11 protein-coding genes are annotated in these 16,044 nt (G+C 53.7%); 6 read left to right on the top strand and 5 right to left on the bottom strand.

What is annotated here, in order from left to right:
• Positions 1–169: 169 nt before the first annotated feature.
• Together ACQ4M4_RS16085 and ACQ4M4_RS16080 are read right to left on the bottom strand one after the other, a co-directional pair.
• On the bottom strand, positions 170–1,018 hold the full coding sequence (locus tag ACQ4M4_RS16085) for an AraC family ligand binding domain-containing protein (protein WP_430685454.1): 849 nt from the start codon (positions 1,016–1,018) through the stop codon (positions 170–172).
• Between the two features lie 235 nt (positions 1,019–1,253).
• Complete coding sequence (locus ACQ4M4_RS16080; protein WP_430685453.1) at positions 1,254–1,892, bottom strand: SH3 domain-containing protein; 639 nt, start codon at positions 1,890–1,892, stop codon at positions 1,254–1,256.
• A 557-nt stretch (positions 1,893–2,449) separates the two neighbouring features.
• On the opposite strand from ACQ4M4_RS16080, the gene ACQ4M4_RS16075 reads away from it, so the two are divergent.
• The 5 genes from ACQ4M4_RS16075 (at position 2,450) to ACQ4M4_RS16055 (ending at position 9,806) form a co-directional block, all read left to right on the top strand.
• Positions 2,450–2,584: a hypothetical protein gene (locus tag ACQ4M4_RS16075; RefSeq protein ID WP_430685452.1), complete on the top strand. Its 135-nt coding sequence runs from the start codon at positions 2,450–2,452 to the stop codon at positions 2,582–2,584.
• A gap of 162 nt (positions 2,585–2,746) precedes the next feature.
• Positions 2,747–3,910, top strand: a complete 1,164-nt coding sequence (locus tag ACQ4M4_RS16070) for an NAD-dependent epimerase/dehydratase family protein (protein ID WP_430685451.1) — start codon at positions 2,747–2,749, stop codon at positions 3,908–3,910.
• A 111-nt stretch (positions 3,911–4,021) separates the two neighbouring features.
• The gene (locus ACQ4M4_RS16065) at positions 4,022–5,155 is read left to right on the top strand and encodes a glycosyltransferase (protein WP_430685450.1); all 1,134 of its coding nucleotides are present in this window, start codon (positions 4,022–4,024) and stop codon (positions 5,153–5,155) included.
• Between the two features lie 478 nt (positions 5,156–5,633).
• Positions 5,634–8,414 carry a GAF domain-containing protein gene (locus ACQ4M4_RS16060; RefSeq protein WP_430685449.1) on the top strand — a complete coding sequence of 927 codons (2,781 nt, stop codon included), beginning with the start codon at positions 5,634–5,636 and terminating at the stop codon, positions 8,412–8,414.
• 144 nt (positions 8,415–8,558) lie between these two features.
• Positions 8,559–9,806 (top strand): glycosyltransferase, encoded by a 1,248-nt coding sequence (locus ACQ4M4_RS16055; protein WP_430685448.1) that lies wholly within the window; start codon positions 8,559–8,561, stop codon positions 9,804–9,806.
• Between the two features lie 7 nt (positions 9,807–9,813).
• On the opposite strand, the gene ACQ4M4_RS16050 is transcribed toward ACQ4M4_RS16055, so the two are convergent.
• A complete protein-coding gene (locus tag ACQ4M4_RS16050) occupies positions 9,814–11,628 on the bottom strand; it encodes an N-acetylmuramoyl-L-alanine amidase (RefSeq protein WP_430685447.1) in 1,815 nt (604 codons plus the stop codon).
• A 197-nt stretch (positions 11,629–11,825) separates the two neighbouring features.
• Positions 11,826–12,245 carry a hypothetical protein gene (locus ACQ4M4_RS16045; RefSeq protein WP_430685446.1) on the bottom strand — a complete coding sequence of 140 codons (420 nt, stop codon included), beginning with the start codon at positions 12,243–12,245 and terminating at the stop codon, positions 11,826–11,828.
• Positions 12,246–12,593: 348 nt separating this feature from the next.
• On the opposite strand from ACQ4M4_RS16045, the gene ACQ4M4_RS16040 reads away from it, so the two are divergent.
• Positions 12,594–14,237, top strand: coding sequence for a CTP synthase (locus ACQ4M4_RS16040; RefSeq protein ID WP_430685445.1), 1,644 nt, complete (start codon positions 12,594–12,596; stop codon positions 14,235–14,237).
• Positions 14,238–14,348: 111 nt separating this feature from the next.
• Here the strand turns inward: ACQ4M4_RS16040 and ACQ4M4_RS16035 are convergent, their stop codons facing one another.
• Complete coding sequence (locus tag ACQ4M4_RS16035; RefSeq protein ID WP_430685444.1) at positions 14,349–15,740, bottom strand: GAF domain-containing sensor histidine kinase; 1,392 nt, start codon at positions 15,738–15,740, stop codon at positions 14,349–14,351.
• Between the last annotated feature and the right edge of the window lie 304 nt (positions 15,741–16,044).

Raw genomic sequence — 16,044 nt, 5'->3', positions numbered from 1 at the left:
GCTTGTCTTGTGCCAACACAAAATTTCCTGTTGGCAAGGTGGGATGCTCAGTGCTGGGCTTGATGGGTGAACCCCGGCCAGCTTTTTCTAATCTGACGTGAGTTATGGATAATCTGAAGTGCCCATTTTTGCGTGCGCAACGCACACGCAAAAATGGGCTTTTCTGAGGTCAATCTGTTGATTGCCGATACTGTCCGGGAGTTACGCCCATCATGCGCTTAAACTGGCGAGTCAGGTGGCTTTGGTCGGAAAAGCCTGCGTGGTGGGCGACATCAGCGATCGCCCATCCCCGTCGCAACAACACCTTGGCCTGTCTCAGCCGCACCTGATTCAAATACTCATGGGGCGGCAATCCCGTTTGTCGCCGAAACGTTCGCAGAAAATAATACGGGCTTAAGTTGGCGATCGCAGCCAATTCATTCAGCGTGACTGATTGGGCAAAATGGTCGTGCAGATAGCGCTGCACCCGTTGCACCGCGCCCGACTCTCGCCCCACCGATGGCTCAAATCGATGGGCGATTGCATGGCGCTGCACCATTTGGGCCAACGTCCACACCATGCGCGAATCTTGCTCCAAAGGCGAATCCGAGTGTTCCAATGCAGCATGGAGGAGCAAGAGCGATCGCCGCAAGTCTTCATCCCAAATCACCGGTTCGGCAAAATAAGGCGTATTCGCAGCACCTCCCCATGTCTCGGTTGCCGCCTGTCGCAACAATTCCTCCGCCGGGTACAGCATCCGGTAGGTCCAGCCCATCTCCGTTGCCGCAGATCCCGTGTGCACCTCACCAGGGTTGATCACCACCACATGCCCTGTCGGAGCCACGTACTGCGCACCGCGATAAACAAACGCCTCTGCGCCTTGCATAATCACCCCAATCGCAAACGTATCGTGCGTATGGCGAGCAAAGGAGTGGGTAATGTAGTGGGCGTACAGCAGTTCCAGATCGGCATAGCGAGAGTCTCGCCAAAACTTGACATGCTCAGACCGGGCTGCATTCATCCCTCGCGGCTTGACCATTGCGATCACCAGTCACACACGGAAAAAAGACCTGGCAGCTTATAGAGGAGGTAAGTTCCGGTAAGCCCAGGTCTATCTCATTTACCGACGCGGGTTCTATGCTGTCACACCAATGGAACAAGGGGATTCACCCACTTGGATGATCCAAAAGCATGACGAAGGTTCATCCCCATCCTTTGCCACGCAGCCATGCTGCAATCCCATCGGGCACACACAAAACGGCTAACCAGGAAAGCTACTGAATGCCAACCGTAAGGCTATATTCACCGCTGGCGTTTGCCTGCTCTTCGGGCACAATTCGTACCTGCACGCGATAGTCGCCATTGCTAGGCAATCTCCCCGACCAGTTTCCCCCTCCCACGTACACGTTATTCCCGTTGGGTGCATACACCAACACTTGCAAGAAGGAACTGGTTCCCGTGAGCTGGGTAAACATGGATTGCCCAGCGCGAGCGTTCAGAATGTACTCGCGCACTTGGCCGCCCTGCACTCGTCCGCCGACGTTGGCCGAAGAGGTGCCCGGTGCAAAGGAAATCCGCTGTGGAGCAAAGGAATCGGGCGGTGCTCCGGCAGAATCGAGCCGCAGCAAGTCACCCCGAATCCAGCCGCGTGCGCCAGATTGAGGAAACTGCACCGAGTACCACGTGTAACCATCAGAGGCATTGGTCGATGCCAAAATATTGACGCGATCGCCCGGAAGGCCATAGTGACGAATGCGAGCGCGTGTCGAAGGTGACTCTCGTACGTTAATTCGACTTCCTGAGCTGCCCACAAGGGTTGCCGTATTGGCCAGTGCTGGCATCGCAGCCGCCATCGAGACCACCGCAGCGATCGCCACCGAGGTCACCCCAAACCGCAAAGCATCAAATCTCATATCCAAATTTCCTGTCTATACACATGACATATTCGACATCTCTTCCAAAACATTGGGCAGCTTGCCCACAGCAAAACTAGCCACATTGGAAGGTCAGCAATTGCTTTCGCAGACGACTTTTATCCCCCATCCTGACAATCGTGAAAGCCACTAATTTCGAGTGTATCCATCTCTAGAAACCACACCTGAAATCACCACTTTGTATTCAGCTTTGGCCACGATTGGTGATAAAAGCCGACCACATATCTTTAACTTGAAATCTATGGATCATCTAAGGAAGTGAGAACTCAACCAACACAACCTAATGATTGAATCTCTCTTGTTAGTTTTTTGTTTAGACAAAATTTTAATTCAGTGTTTCATCAGCCAACCTGCACAGGGCTCTTGTAAAAGCATGAATCATTGCGCAGCAGAACCACGCAATGATTCATGCAGAAGATCTCATGTTTGAGCCTGAAGTTGAAATTCTTTTAGAGTTGAAATTTTGTCGCCTACCCAGTTCATGCTGAAGACCAAGTAACTCCATCAACTAAACCCCCTGGCGAAAAGCAAACCCAATGAACGAACCAGACACGAGGCTGACGCTCATGCTCAGCTCATCGGAGGCCACCTCAAAAGATGACCAAAAGGGCGATCGCATCATGCCACCCCATTCCTACAGCCAACCACCCCAATTCTTCAAGCAACGTTAACAGCACATTAAGCTTCAACAATCGCGGTACCAGCTATTTCACAGTTTCGCCAACCCTAACAAATCGCACCAAAATTCGGTTTTTCAACCGGCAAACCTTTTCCTCTAGGGAAGATCCAAACCGGGTGCAAACTCTGGTATGTTTAGCGGAGTATCGGTAAGTATGGCTAAGCAGATGAGAGTCCTAGTTATTGGCGGAGACGGATACTGCGGTTGGGCAACAGCGCTCTACCTATCAAACCGGGGTCACGATGTTGGTATTCTAGACAGCTTGGTGCGTCGTCACTGGGACAACGAGCTATGCATCGGCACCCTCACGCCCATTGCCCCCATTCAGCAGCGCCTTCAGCGTTGGAAAGATTTAACCGGCAAATCCATCGATCTCTTCATCGGTGACATTTGCAACTACGAATTCTTGAAGAACGCCATGCTCCAATTCCAACCAGATGCCGTGGTGCATTTTGGTGAGCAGCGTTCTGCCCCCTTCTCCATGATCGACCGAGAGCATGCCGTTCTCACCCAAAGCAACAACGTGATCGGCAACCTCAATCTGCTCTATGCCATGCACGAGCACTTCCCCGATTGCCACCTGATCAAGCTGGGCACCATGGGTGAGTATGGCACCCCCAATATTGACATCGAGGAAGGCTACATCACCATTGAGCACAACGGCCGCAAGGATACCCTTCCCTATCCCAAGCAGCCCGGCTCCTTTTATCACCTCAGCAAGGTTCACGACTCTCACAACATTCACTTTGCTTGCAAAATTTGGGGTCTGCGCGCCACCGACCTCAACCAGGGCATTGTGTACGGTGTGCTGACCGAAGAAACCGGCATGGATGAACTGCTGATCAACCGTCTCGACTACGACGGTGTGTTTGGTACCGCGCTTAACCGCTTCTGTATCCAAGCGGCGATCGGCCATCCCCTCACGGTATATGGCAAGGGCGGCCAAACCCGTGGCCTGCTCGATATTCGCGACACTGTACGCTGTATCGAAATTGCCTGCGAAAATCCAGCAAAACCAGGTGAATTCCGCGTGTTCAACCAATTCACCGAGCTGTTTAGCGTGGGTGACCTGGCCAACATGGTGCAAAAAGCAGGAGAATCCCTGGGCCTGAAGATACAAGTTGATAACCTTGAGAACCCTCGCGTCGAGCTAGAAGAGCACTACTTCAACGCCAAGAATACTAGCCTTATCAGCTTGGGATTGGAACCTCACTATCTCTCCGATTCGCTGTTAGATTCCCTGCTCAACTTTGCGATCAAGTACAAGCACCGAGTAGATGAGAAGGAAATCCTTCCCAAAGTGAAGTGGAAAGCCTAAGTGCGTAAGATAAAGAGGATAAAGACCGAATGAATGTTCATTCTTCAGTCTTTATCCTTTTTTTTGGTGTGTTGTATCGCTTGTTTAACCGTTCTTTTGTGTTGATTCCCTATGCGTATTGCTCTATTTACCGAAACCTTTTTGCCCAAGGTTGATGGCATCGTTACACGCCTCAGCCACACCGTTGACCACTTGCAGCGATTGGGCGATCAGGTGTTGGTATTTTCGCCAGATGGCGGGCTAAGCGAATATAAGGGAGCAAAAATTAACGGTGTGCCGGGGTTTCCTTTGCCTCTGTATCCAGAATTAAAGTTGGCGCTGCCTCGCCCCTCCATTCGCAAAGAATTGGAGCTATTCAAGCCCGATCTGATCCATATCGTGAATCCAGCTGTGCTGGGGGTAGGCGGTCTGTACTATGCCAAGTCGTTGGGCATTCCTCTAGTAGCGTCGTATCACACTCACTTGCCCAAATACCTGGAGCACTATGGCTTGGGCATGCTGGAAGGTGTGCTGTGGGAATTGCTGAAGCTGATGCATAACCAGGCCGAAATCAATTTGGTGACTTCGACGGCGATGCAAGATGCGCTCGAAAGCCATGGAATTGAACGGGTAGATGTGTGGCAAAAGGGCGTGGATGTGGAGCTGTTTGATCCGACTTTGGCGAGTGCAGAGATGCGATCGCACTTGACTCAGGGCAATCCTGATTCTCCGTTGTTACTCTACGTAGGCCGCCTCTCAGCCGAGAAGGAAATCGATCGCATCAAGCCAGTATTAGAAGCGATTCCCAATGCGCGGTTGGCGCTGGTGGGCGATGGCCCCTACCGAGCCGATTTGGAGAAGATTTTTGCTGGAACATCTGCCTTTTTTGCCGGGTACATGAGCGGGCAAACGTTGGCGAGTGCCTTTGCCTCTGCCGATGCGTTTGTATTTCCCTCTCGGACGGAAACGCTGGGCCTGGTGCTGCTGGAGGCTATGGCAGCGGGGTGTCCTGTGATTGCAGCGAATGCGGGCGGCATTCCCGACATTGTGACCGATGGGGTCAATGGTTACCTGTTTGACCCGGCTGATGACCAGGGAGCGATCGCCGCAACTCAACGGCTGCTGGCCAATACCGCCGAGCGCGAAACCCTACGGCACAATGCTCGTGCCGAAGCCGAACGGTGGGGCTGGGCTGCGGCAACTCAGCAGCTCCAGGGATTTTACCAGTCGATTTTGGGCGCGCGATCGCTCCCAACGGCAGCTTAGATATCCACAACACAGCTCATCACCAGCACTCACCCAAACCGTTTCAACTCACCCAAACCGTTGTGGCACGAGGGATAACTCCTCCCAGCAGCACTGGATAGACGCAAGATTCTATCCCTTTTAGAAGCAAAATCGAGCTGTCGATGTGCCATGCAATCTTGGGTACTCTGTGACAGAGTTCTCAGCAGGTGCCCGACCATCCAACCGGATATGGGAAAATTGAGAAGGATTGGTATCAATTGCGGCTTGTCGGATTGGAGCCAAATCGATAGAGTCTTAGTGGATGCATTCTTGAGGCTCAGTTATCCCATTGGTTTCTGAGCAATCGTTTGATTCTGTCGCACAGTCCACTTCATGCGGCGATGTGTCCCTGTATTATCTGGGTCATGGCCATGCAGCAGGCACCGATGCTACGGATGGCGATTGTTCACCACCTGCCTAACCTTGAACAACTTTTGTTCTGAGCGCGTGCATCATCATGACAGCTTCCCCGTCGCAACGATCTACTCCGTCTTCCAGCGATCGCCCTCCTGGCGACAGTTCACCATCTTCGGCTTCAGCCGAAACCGTGACCGTTCGGGTTGAGACAGTAACCGTGGAAACGGTAGAAACCGTGACCGTTGAGGTGGTCAGCGATACGACAACCGTCTCTGAAGCTGGAGCGATCGCCGAAGTTGATATTCTGTTTCCAGACCATGCCGACGCTTCTTCTGGAACTGTGAGTGTTGCTTCTGAACAATCCACAACCCAAAGCGGCGCCCTCACAACCACGCGAGGCTCCTTTTCGACATTTTTGGCACCCCTCACCCAAGACACCTTCAAACAGGTTGTTACGGATGTGGAGCAAAAGCTGCGGGTCGTCAACCAAACCCTGTCTATGTTGGACAGTGTGTTGGATTCCCAGGGCTTTGACGCGATCTTGGACGAAATGCTGCGCTCCATCACCCTGAAAACGGGGGAGCTGCTGAATGCCGATCGCACCACCATTTTTTTGCTAGACGAAGAAAAAGACGAGCTGTGGTCGATTGTTGCCAAGGATGAACACGGCAACAATCTGGAGCTACGCATTCCCAGCCATGTGGGGATTGCGGGCGAAGCAGCCACCTACAAGCGCGTGGTCAACATTCCCTACGACTTTTACACCGACCCCCGCTCTACCGCCGCCAAGGAATTTGACAAAAAGAATCACTACCGCACCTACACCATGCTGGCCATGCCGCTGCTCAACGATGAGGGCAATTTGGTCGCTGTGGTGCAGTTGATCAACAAGCTAAAAACCAACTGCGATCGCACCCTGCCGCTTGATGAAAAGATTGACCTGGGTGGGTTCACCACGTACGACGAGCAGGTTTTTGAAGACTTTGCGCCATCGATCCGGCTGATTCTGGAATCCTCGCGCTCTTTTTACAAAGCCACGCAACAGCAGCGCGCCGCCTCAGCTCTGATGAAGGCAACCAAAGCCCTCAGCCAGAGCAGCCTAGATTTGGAAGAAACGTTGGGCCGCGTAATGGAAGAGGCCAAAGAGCTGATGCAGGCCGATCGCAGCACGTTGTGGCTATTGGATCGCGATCGCCATCAGCTATGGACGAAGATTCCCATTGGCGGAATTCTGCAAGAAATTCGCATTCCCATGGATGCAGGCTTTGCCGGACGAGTTGCCACCACCGGGGAACCGCTGCTAATCCCGTTTGACCTGTACCAACATCCTAATTCTGATACCGCCAAGGAAACCGACAAAAAGACCGGGTACCGCACCTGTAGCATGCTGTGTATGCCGGTGTTTAATGCCGACGGCGACTTAATTGCCGTTACCCAACTGGTCAACAAGAAAAAGCAAGGCGAGTATCCTCCCTACAATCCTGAAAACTACCCTGAAGCACCGGAAATTTGGCGGGCTAGCTTCAATCGGAATGACCAGGAATTTATGAAGGCGTTCAATATTCAGGCCGGTGTGGCTCTGCAAAACGCCAAACTGTTCGCTACGGTGAAGCAGCAAGAACAGCTCCAGCGCGATATTTTGCGATCGCTCACCAATGGCGTTATCTCCACCGACAAGAACGGCCATATCATCGCGGCTAACGAGAGCGCCCGCGAATTGCTGGGGCTCGAGCCCGATACGGTGCTAGAAGGGCGATTGGTGAAGGAACTCGTTAGCTTAGAAAAAGGCGAATTCTCTCGCTGGATTGACATGGCACTAGCCGCCACCGACGACAAGAGCCGCGAGCAATACTATCCAGACTTGACGCTGCAATCGCTAGAAGGCGAAGAACAACACAGCATTAACCTGTCGGTGAATACCATTGCCGACGCTGCCGACAGCACCGAAATTTCGGGTGTGCTGGTGGTGATGGAAGATGTGAGCGATGAGAAACGGCTGAAGCTCACCATGTCGCGCTATATGAGTGAAGAGGTCGCACGGCAGCTGTTTGAAAATCCCGATGCGGCCAAGATGGGGGGCGATCGCAAAGAGGTTTCCGTCCTATTCTCCGATATTCGCAGCTACACCACCCTAACGGAATCGATGGCCGCCGAAGAAGTGGTGGAAATGCTGAACCAGTACTTTGAATCCATGGTGGATGCCGTCTTTACCTACAAAGGCACGCTGGATAAGTACATTGGTGATGCCATCATGGCGGTGTACGGATCGCCGCTGCCGTTGGATGATCACCCCTGGATGGCGGTACAAACAGCGGTCGAAATGCGCCATCGGCTTGCCGTGTTTAACCAGCAGCGAGTTGAGCGTGGCCTCGCGCCCATCCGCATTGGCATTGGCATCAACTCCGACACGGTCATTAGCGGCAACATTGGTTCCAGCAAACGGATGGAATTTACCGCCATTGGCGACGGTGTGAACCTGGGTTCTCGATTGGAGGGGGCCAGCAAACAATACGGCACCGATATTGTGATTAGCGAAACCACCTACGAACCTTGTCGCGATCGCCTGTGGGTACGAGAGCTAGACCGGATTCGGGTCAAAGGTAAAACCCAACCCGTTAGCATTTACGAACTGGTGGGCCTGCAAACCGAAACCCTAACGGATGGGCAAAAGCGCAAAATTGAACTCTACCAGCAGGGGCGCGAATTTTACCTGAAGCGCCAATTCACCAGCGCCCTCACCCGCTTTGGCACCATTTTGGAAGACCTGGATAATCACGACAAACCTGCCGAGCTGCATCTGAAGCGAATTAACTACTGGCTGAGCAATCCGCCCACAGACGAAGCCTGGGACGACGGCGTGTGGACCATGACCGAAAAGTAGCGTGAGGACATGCACGTCCTGCGCTCCTTCAACCTGAGGGTTGTATTTCACTGTTATGAATGTGTGTGGTAGGAGGACGGTAGAGCCGCCCTCCTACCACACACATTCACATGTCTAGAACATTACTCAGCCTGAGTTGACATTATGGCGAACCGAACCATTGCAATTCTGACGCTGGGTTCACGGGGAGATGTGCAGCCCTATATCGCCCTGGGGTTAGGATTACAGCAGGCGGGCGATCGCGTCATTTTTGTCACAGAACCCAGCTTTCAGCCGTGGGTAGAACAATACGGACTATCCTTTGCCCCTTTGCGAGCCAACTTTGTGCAACTGGCCAAATCCGCCCAGGGAAAAGCCGCCATAGTAGGTCAGGGCAACCCCTGGTCGCTCATACAAAGCACCAAAGCCATGATGCGAGACGTATTGGAAGATGCTTGGCTGGCCGCACAGCACGCCGATGCTGTGGTCTACCATCCCAAGGCACTGGCAGGGTACCACATTGCGGACAAGCTCAACATTCCCGGCTTTTTGGCCTTGATGCTGCCTGCCTATTCCCCAACGCGCGCATTTGCAAATCCCGCATTGGGTGCCCACGATTGGGGGGCCTGGCTCAACCGCCTCAGCTACGATGCGTTGGGGAAACTGGCTCTCGCTCCCTATCGTGGCCTCATCAACACGTGGCGACACCACACTCTAGAACTCCCTCCTACCAAACACGACACCCATCTTGGCGATCGCCCCGTTCCCAAAATCTATGCCTACAGTCGCCATGTTGTGCCCATCCCCAGCGACTGGGATGACTTCACGCTGGTTTCGGGCTATTGGTTCTTGCCAACGCCAGCCGATTGGGTACCGCCTGAGCCGCTGCAAGCGTTTTTGAATGTAGGCCCACCGCCGATTTATGTAGGGTTTGGCAGCATGCCCTCGGTCGATGCCGAGCGCACCACTTCCACCGTGCTGGAAGCCGCAAAACAGACAGGACAGCGGCTCGTGCTCGCAACGGGCTGGGGCGGTTTGCAGGCTCAACCCCTTCCCGACAATGTGTATTTGCTAGATGCCGTGCCCCATGATTGGCTGTTTCCCTACTGTGCAGCGGTGGTGCATCACGGCGGTGCAGGAACCACCGGAGCCGGATTGCGCGCGGGAAAGCCTACGGTGATTTGCCCATTTTTTGGAGATCAGCCGTTTTGGGGCCAACGCGTCTATGAGTTGGGCGTTGGGTCACGGCCCATTCCCCAAAAGCGGCTGAACGTGGAGCAGTTGGCAGGGGCGATCGCCCAAGTGACCCGCGATTTCACGATGCAGGCAAAAGCAGCACAGTTAGGGCAAGCGATTCGAGCCGAAGATGGCATTGCCACTGCCATTCACTTCATCAATCAGCACCTGAGCTAGCTCAACCTTATGGGGTTGTGTCTTGAATCCAGGCGACCACACCATCGGCCAACGCCTCGGCCAAGCGCTCCTGCTCATCCTCATCCACAATCCATTCAAACTCCATGGGGTTGATCATAAAGCCCAACTCCAGCAGCACCGAGGGAGCCACCGCCGGACGCGTCAGCGCCAAGTTATTCCAAAACACCCCATAGGACGGGCGATCGAGCCGCTCCACCAAATAGTTGTGCAAAAACATCGCCAGGGAATGGGCTTGAGTGTGATACCAAAAGGTGCCAATGCCTGCCGTATTTTCGGCATCGCCGCTATCGGGCAGGGCGTTATAATGCACGCTCAGAGCTAACGTTGGCTCGGTTGCATTAATTTGGTCGGCGCGGGGATTGGGATAAATATCGACATCTTCTTCTCGCGTCATGATTACGTTTGCCCCCCGCTCCACCAGGCGATCGCGCAACAATAGCGAGACCGTCAGCGCAACATCTTTCTCAGGAAAACCCGTTGGTCCGCGTGCACCTAAATCTTCTGAGCTACCATGCCCTGGATCAATCAAAATAGTGGTTCCTGCCAGAGGGCGCGATCGCCCACCCGTAAGCGTGGGTGGATGCCGCAAGGACAACACCAGCGTTGTGCCTTCATAGCGCAGCTTGTAGCCCCACTGCTGCAACGATTTCATTTGAAATCGATACTGCACTTGCCCCGGCGTTAGCTGAGACCAATCTAATCGGGCGATCGCTGGATCATCACTCAGAAAAATTGTGTCGGTTTGAGCCGTGGTGTTGTACAGGGTCAGCGTAAAGTTGTCGTCACCCTGCTGCACCGCGACAGGAACGGTCGTTTGTAGGGGAAAGCGCACCTCCGTCCAGCCATTCACCGGACGCGCCGTAACGCCCCGAATGATAGACTGCACAGGCACCGACCCCGGAATCACCTGTACTTCCGAAGCGCGAATCCAGGCACCATAATCCAGACGGTACCACTCACCCTCCTGAGCGGTCACGGCGGCACGCGTGCCCGTTGGAAGTGGCGTTAGGCGGGAAAAGTTTGTGCTAGGACCCGTGCGAGCCGTGCCGCTGGCAGCCGTCACTTCAACTAGCGTCGGCTGTCCGGGTAGTAATACACTCACCTGTCCCGGTCCTTGCTGGGTGACGGTTTCGCCATCTAGCTCTAGCCGAAACTGGGAATGGCCGAGACGAGTTGCGCCAACCTCACGACTGCCGTCGTGCACGCCGCTTCCCAACAAAGTGCGGCCTGGGGTGCATCCCTGATAGATTTGCGCATTGGCGACCGAGATGGGAGCGACCTGATCCGTCAGCACGGCAGAATTGGGTGGCAGCTGAGGCAGACTGTTCTGGGGCTGCAAGGTAACGGTTTGGTTGTTGAGGGTGGCAGATACCAGGGCATTGGGCGGTGCGATTGCCCCAAAGCACACCAGTTCATCCAAGGGGCGAGCCACATCCACCGCAGGCGAGAGCGAGCCTTCAGCAAACGCAACACCCACCGGAGCAGGCGACGAAAGAGACACTCGGGTCACCCGCAGCACCAGCTCTTGATCGCCCTGGCGCAGGGTTATGACATTTTCGCCCAGTTGCAGCGGCACGCTTGGAGCAAAGTGGCCAGCAGGACTGCGGTTAATCTCCTGACCGTTCACGGTCACATCTGCGTCGGGTGGAGCCGTGCCAATGAGGAAAATTTGCTCCGCTGTAGTTTCGTGGCCATCGGGTGGATACACCACCGACAAAGGTTGCTGTGCCCAACTCACCGTTGCCCAACTTAGCCCCACCATCGTTCCTGTGATCAGGCCGCCGAGCGATCGCATTCCCATCCCAATTCCTCAACCTTACGCGGCTAACTATACCAACAGGACGCAGCAGCGCTAGCAGTTGTCCCAGTTTTTTTACAAACCTCTAGCCATACACCCTGGGTCATGAACAAGAAAAGACAAACAGGCCAGGAAGCGATCGCTTCCTGGCCTTCGAGACTGTCCCCTACACCTGTTTCTTCAATGAACAGATGATGAATTTACTCTTCTAAAAGAGTGATTTCAAGGGTGTACTCTCCCCGGCTATTGCTATCCAAGCCATTGGCAATCACCACAAACGTACCGTCGCGAGGCAAGGTTACTTCTAAGCGAGCATCATTGGTACCGGAAACATTGCCATTCTCGCCCAGAACCGGGTTTGCCGGATTTTCGGGATCGAGCACGGCCAGGTACGCCACAAAATCCCCACTCTTCATATCCACCACAACGGTTTGGCCCGCTGTGCCTTCAATTTTGAACTCATCGTAGAGGCTGTTGTCCGAAGGCAGCACCATGTCCCCTTCTTCCAGCGCCCCTTCTTCCTGTAGGATCAACGTTTGGGCATAGACCGGAGCCAAACCCATCGACAGGCCCAAAGCCACCCCTGCAATCATGCCTGTCAGCCGTGCGTAAGCCTTCATAAATAATGCTCCTCAAATGAACAGGGTGCGGCTTACGCCCTCTGCGAAAGACAACTCAACAGAGGCAAAGGCGAGCTGCTTGCGTAAGCCATACAAATCCGTAATCTTTTACACCTTAAATTCGGTTTATCCGGGTTTGAAAGCTAAGAATAGAAAGCTCACAAAACCTTCATGACAGTCTAACGCATCCTTTGTGATCGCCTAGGCAATGCCTAACCCGAACATCCCTGCGCGATCGCCCCGCACATCAGGGCACTTCATGGCAGAATGTATGGGTTATGGCGAATGCCTTCGCCACAGATGGACTCGCCCAGCTCAAACCGAGGCGCACAGCACAATCATTTTCTTATGACGAAGTTTGTATTTGTAACGGGTGGAGTTGTTTCAAGTATTGGTAAGGGAATCGTTGCCGCCAGCTTAGGTCGCCTACTCAAATCGCGCAACTATTCGGTCTCGATTCTTAAGCTCGATCCATACATCAACGTCGACCCTGGCACCATGAGCCCTTTCCAGCATGGAGAGGTGTTTGTTACCGAAGATGGGGCCGAGACCGATCTCGACTTGGGGCACTACGAGCGTTTTACCGACACCTCAATGTCACGACTCAACAGTGTCACCACAGGCGCCATTTACCAGGCCGTGATCAACAAAGAACGCCGGGGCGACTATCAAGGTGGAACGGTACAGGTCATTCCCCACATCACCAACGAAATTAAAGATCGGGTATTGCGCGTTGCCCAAAACACAAACCCCGATGTGGTGATTACCGAAATCGGCGGCACCGTTGGTGATATTGAATCCCTACCATTTCTAGAAGCGATTCGCCAGTTTCGTAAAGAAGTGGGTCGGCGCAATGTGCTTTACATGCATGTCACGTTGCTGCCATGGATTCCCTCAGCGGGAGAAATGAAGACCAAACCGACTCAGCATTCTGTCAAGGAATTGCGCTCGATTGGCATTCAGCCCGATATTTTGGTGTGTCGGTGCGATCGCCCTCTCCCAACCCACATCAAAGAAAAAATCTCGGAATTTTGCGATGTTCCGGTCGAGTGCGTTGTCACCTCGCAAGATGCCATCAGCATTTACGAAGTACCCATCAACCTAGAACGCGAAGGGTTAGCTCACCAAGCTCTGGATATTTTGCAGCTTGAGCAACGAGAGCCAGACCTCACCCAATGGCAAGCGCTGGTCAACCAAATCCATCGTCCTGGCCACCCGTTAGAAATTGCGATCGTGGGTAAGTATGTGCGATTGTCTGATGCGTACTTATCGGTGGTTGAGTCCTTGCGTCACGCAGCTCTGGCAAACGGAGCCGACCTGAACTTACGCTGGATCAATTCCGAAGAGATTCAGCCGTTAACCGTGGCGGAGCAACTGCAAGGAGTGCATGGAGTCGTGGTGCCTGGTGGTTTTGGCACTCGCGGCATTGATGGCAAGATTACCGCCATTCAATACGCTCGCGAAAACAACATTCCCTTCCTGGGCTTGTGCCTGGGCATGCAGTGTGCGGTCATTGAATGGGCACGGCATGTTGCAGGGCTGCAAGATGCCAGCAGCGCCGAGTTCGATGCAGATTGTCCTAATCCGGTGATTAACCTACTGCCCGAGCAGCACGATGTTGTCGATTTGGGCGGCACCATGCGTTTAGGGTTGTATCCCTGTCGCATTGCCCCCAACAGTCTGGCCGAGCGTCTCTATCATGAGGAAGTCGTGTACGAGCGCCATCGCCATCGCTACGAGTTCAACAATGCCTACCGCACCCTGTTTTTAGAATCCGGCTATGTGGTGAGCGGCACGTCACCCGATGGCCGATTGGTAGAAATGATTGAGTTACCCAATCATCCCTTCTTTATCGCCAGCCAGTTCCATCCAGAGTTTCAATCTCGCCCGAACCGGCCCCATCCTTTGTTTAATGGGGTGGTCAAAGCGGCGATCGCCTACACCCAACAGCAGCAGCAATCTGAGCGCCAGCTTGAACCCTCTGGCGCTTAACCGCTGGAATGCGGAACCGTTCAGACACGTCAGTGTCGGTTAGGGGTAGGGGCTGTTCTGATGTTTGCGCGGCGTGCAAACATCAGAACAGCCCATGTTTGCGTGCGCGCTCTAGCTCCTGGCTCCTGACTCCTCGTTTAGCCAAACCACAAACGCAGCTCCGGGGGGCTGTGTGCTTCTGGTGAGGCCACTTTCATGGGCTGGGCTAAAGACCTGAATGTCTCCTCCCATTTGTGCCACTAGCTGTCGGGCGATCGCCAATCCCAAGCCTGTGCCGGGAATTGCCGAGTTAGCTTGCACTCCACGAAAGTGCCGCTCAAACAAGCGCGGCAAGTCTTCGTGGGGAATGCCAGGGCCATTGTCAACAATGGCAATCCCCTGTTGGTCGCGGGTGCCCAGAGTGCGGTGCAGCCCCAACAACACCGTTACCTGTCCTCCAGAAGGCGTGTATTTTATGGCATTGTCCAGCAAATTATTTAACACTTCGCGGAGTGCCGCCATATCAACTTGCACGTTGGGCAGTTGGGGCGGAATGGTTGCAATTAGCCGAATTCGACGCTCCTGAGCGATCGCCAATTCCGACTCTAGCAAGGGTTCCAGTACCTCATCAAAGCGGTGCCACGACAGCGTGAGCGGAATCGCCGTGAGCGCATTCGCCCCCGACAACAAACGCTGATCGTTCGCTTCTAAGGTTGCACTGCCTGCATCCAAAGCGGAGGAGGCCGCTGAGCCAAGCCGTCTTTCGGCTTGAAGTTGGGTCACCTGCTCAAACTGTCGCAGCAGCTCCTGCAAATGCTCACTTTCGCGCACGATCGACTCCGCCACTTCTCGATTTTTGTCTGTGGGGGATAGGCGCTTGATCAACAGTTTGCCAAAGGTTTTTAGGGCCGTTAGCGGATTGCGAAACTGGTGCAGCAAGTTATCAAATAGGTCGCTTTGCTGTGACTGCAACTGTTGCAAGGCTGCCAAATCATGCTCGGCCCAGTTCCACCGCTGATCCATGACACAAGCCAAAGCCAGCGATCGCGCAATGCGTTCAATCTGCGATCGCTCCGACTCCAACCATGGGCGATCGACTCGTGCCGTGACCAACAGGCCCATCACGAGCCCTTCATGCATGAGGGGCAACACCATTTGTTGCTCATGCATCATCGATTGATCCAATGCTGCATCGGCATTGGGAGACGACGACGAAACCGTTCCAGCCTCTTGAGAGGACGGCAATAACAACGGCGACTCTTCCACCAAAAACTGATGAGCCGTGAGCGATCGCGGCTCGGCAACCTCTTGCAGCGTCGAGGTTAACAGAGACAAAACCTGCTCTCGTTCCCAAGAGGCAGCAGCCTCAGGGTATGCCACGATTGGCACCAAGTCAGCAGTGGCCTCTTCGGTAGTTCCTTCTGCGAGGTAGACAATGCTTAATGCCGCGCCAAACCCCTGAGTTAGCAACGCCACCTGAGAGCGACACAAAGCTAAGAATTCGGGGCTCGCAGACATTAACATTCGCAGATCAAAACCCAACTACATCATGATGGACGAGCTGCTGAGCGAGGCCAGCAACACTAACCGACTGCTTGAATTTAATGATAGCTTTCCTTAATTTTGCTTACACAAGTTTACGTTCTATCTAAAAAAATTTTGATATTTAGCCCAGATAAGGGCTTGAGAACCTTTAGTAGGGGTCTTTTCAGGAATGTATCGATAGGTTAAAGGAAGTTGAAATTTTAGTTTCAACCTTCTATACTTACCACGGTTCCCGAAATATGTAACCAGAGTTACATCTAACGTTATAGAGAGGAGGTAAGGA

The organism is Leptolyngbya sp. AN02str (genome assembly GCF_050565595.1).
GTDB lineage: Bacteria > Cyanobacteriota > Cyanobacteriia > Elainellales > Elainellaceae > Kaiparowitsia.
The sequence above is the reverse complement of the archived record's forward strand: the minus strand, read 5'-3'. Positions and strand labels throughout refer to the sequence as shown.

Bases quoted from the DNA above. Each gene is read 5' to 3' on its own strand.
- ACQ4M4_RS16045 (WP_430685446.1), bottom strand. From the start codon at position 12,245: ATGAAGGCTTACGCACGGCTGACAGGCATGATTGCAGGGGTGGCTTTG.
- ACQ4M4_RS16075 (WP_430685452.1), top strand. From the start codon at position 2,450: ATGAACGAACCAGACACGAGGCTGACGCTCATGCTCAGCTCATCGGAG.
- ACQ4M4_RS16040 (WP_430685445.1), top strand. From the start codon at position 12,594: ATGACGAAGTTTGTATTTGTAACGGGTGGAGTTGTTTCAAGTATTGGT.
- ACQ4M4_RS16065 (WP_430685450.1), top strand. From the start codon at position 4,022: ATGCGTATTGCTCTATTTACCGAAACCTTTTTGCCCAAGGTTGATGGC.
- ACQ4M4_RS16085 (WP_430685454.1), bottom strand. From the start codon at position 1,018: ATGGTCAAGCCGCGAGGGATGAATGCAGCCCGGTCTGAGCATGTCAAG.
- ACQ4M4_RS16060 (WP_430685449.1), top strand. From the start codon at position 5,634: ATGACAGCTTCCCCGTCGCAACGATCTACTCCGTCTTCCAGCGATCGC.
- ACQ4M4_RS16080 (WP_430685453.1), bottom strand. From the start codon at position 1,892: ATGAGATTTGATGCTTTGCGGTTTGGGGTGACCTCGGTGGCGATCGCT.
- ACQ4M4_RS16050 (WP_430685447.1), bottom strand. From the start codon at position 11,628: ATGGGAATGCGATCGCTCGGCGGCCTGATCACAGGAACGATGGTGGGG.
- ACQ4M4_RS16035 (WP_430685444.1), bottom strand. From the start codon at position 15,740: ATGTTAATGTCTGCGAGCCCCGAATTCTTAGCTTTGTGTCGCTCTCAG.
- ACQ4M4_RS16070 (WP_430685451.1), top strand. From the start codon at position 2,747: ATGGCTAAGCAGATGAGAGTCCTAGTTATTGGCGGAGACGGATACTGC.
- ACQ4M4_RS16055 (WP_430685448.1), top strand. From the start codon at position 8,559: ATGGCGAACCGAACCATTGCAATTCTGACGCTGGGTTCACGGGGAGAT.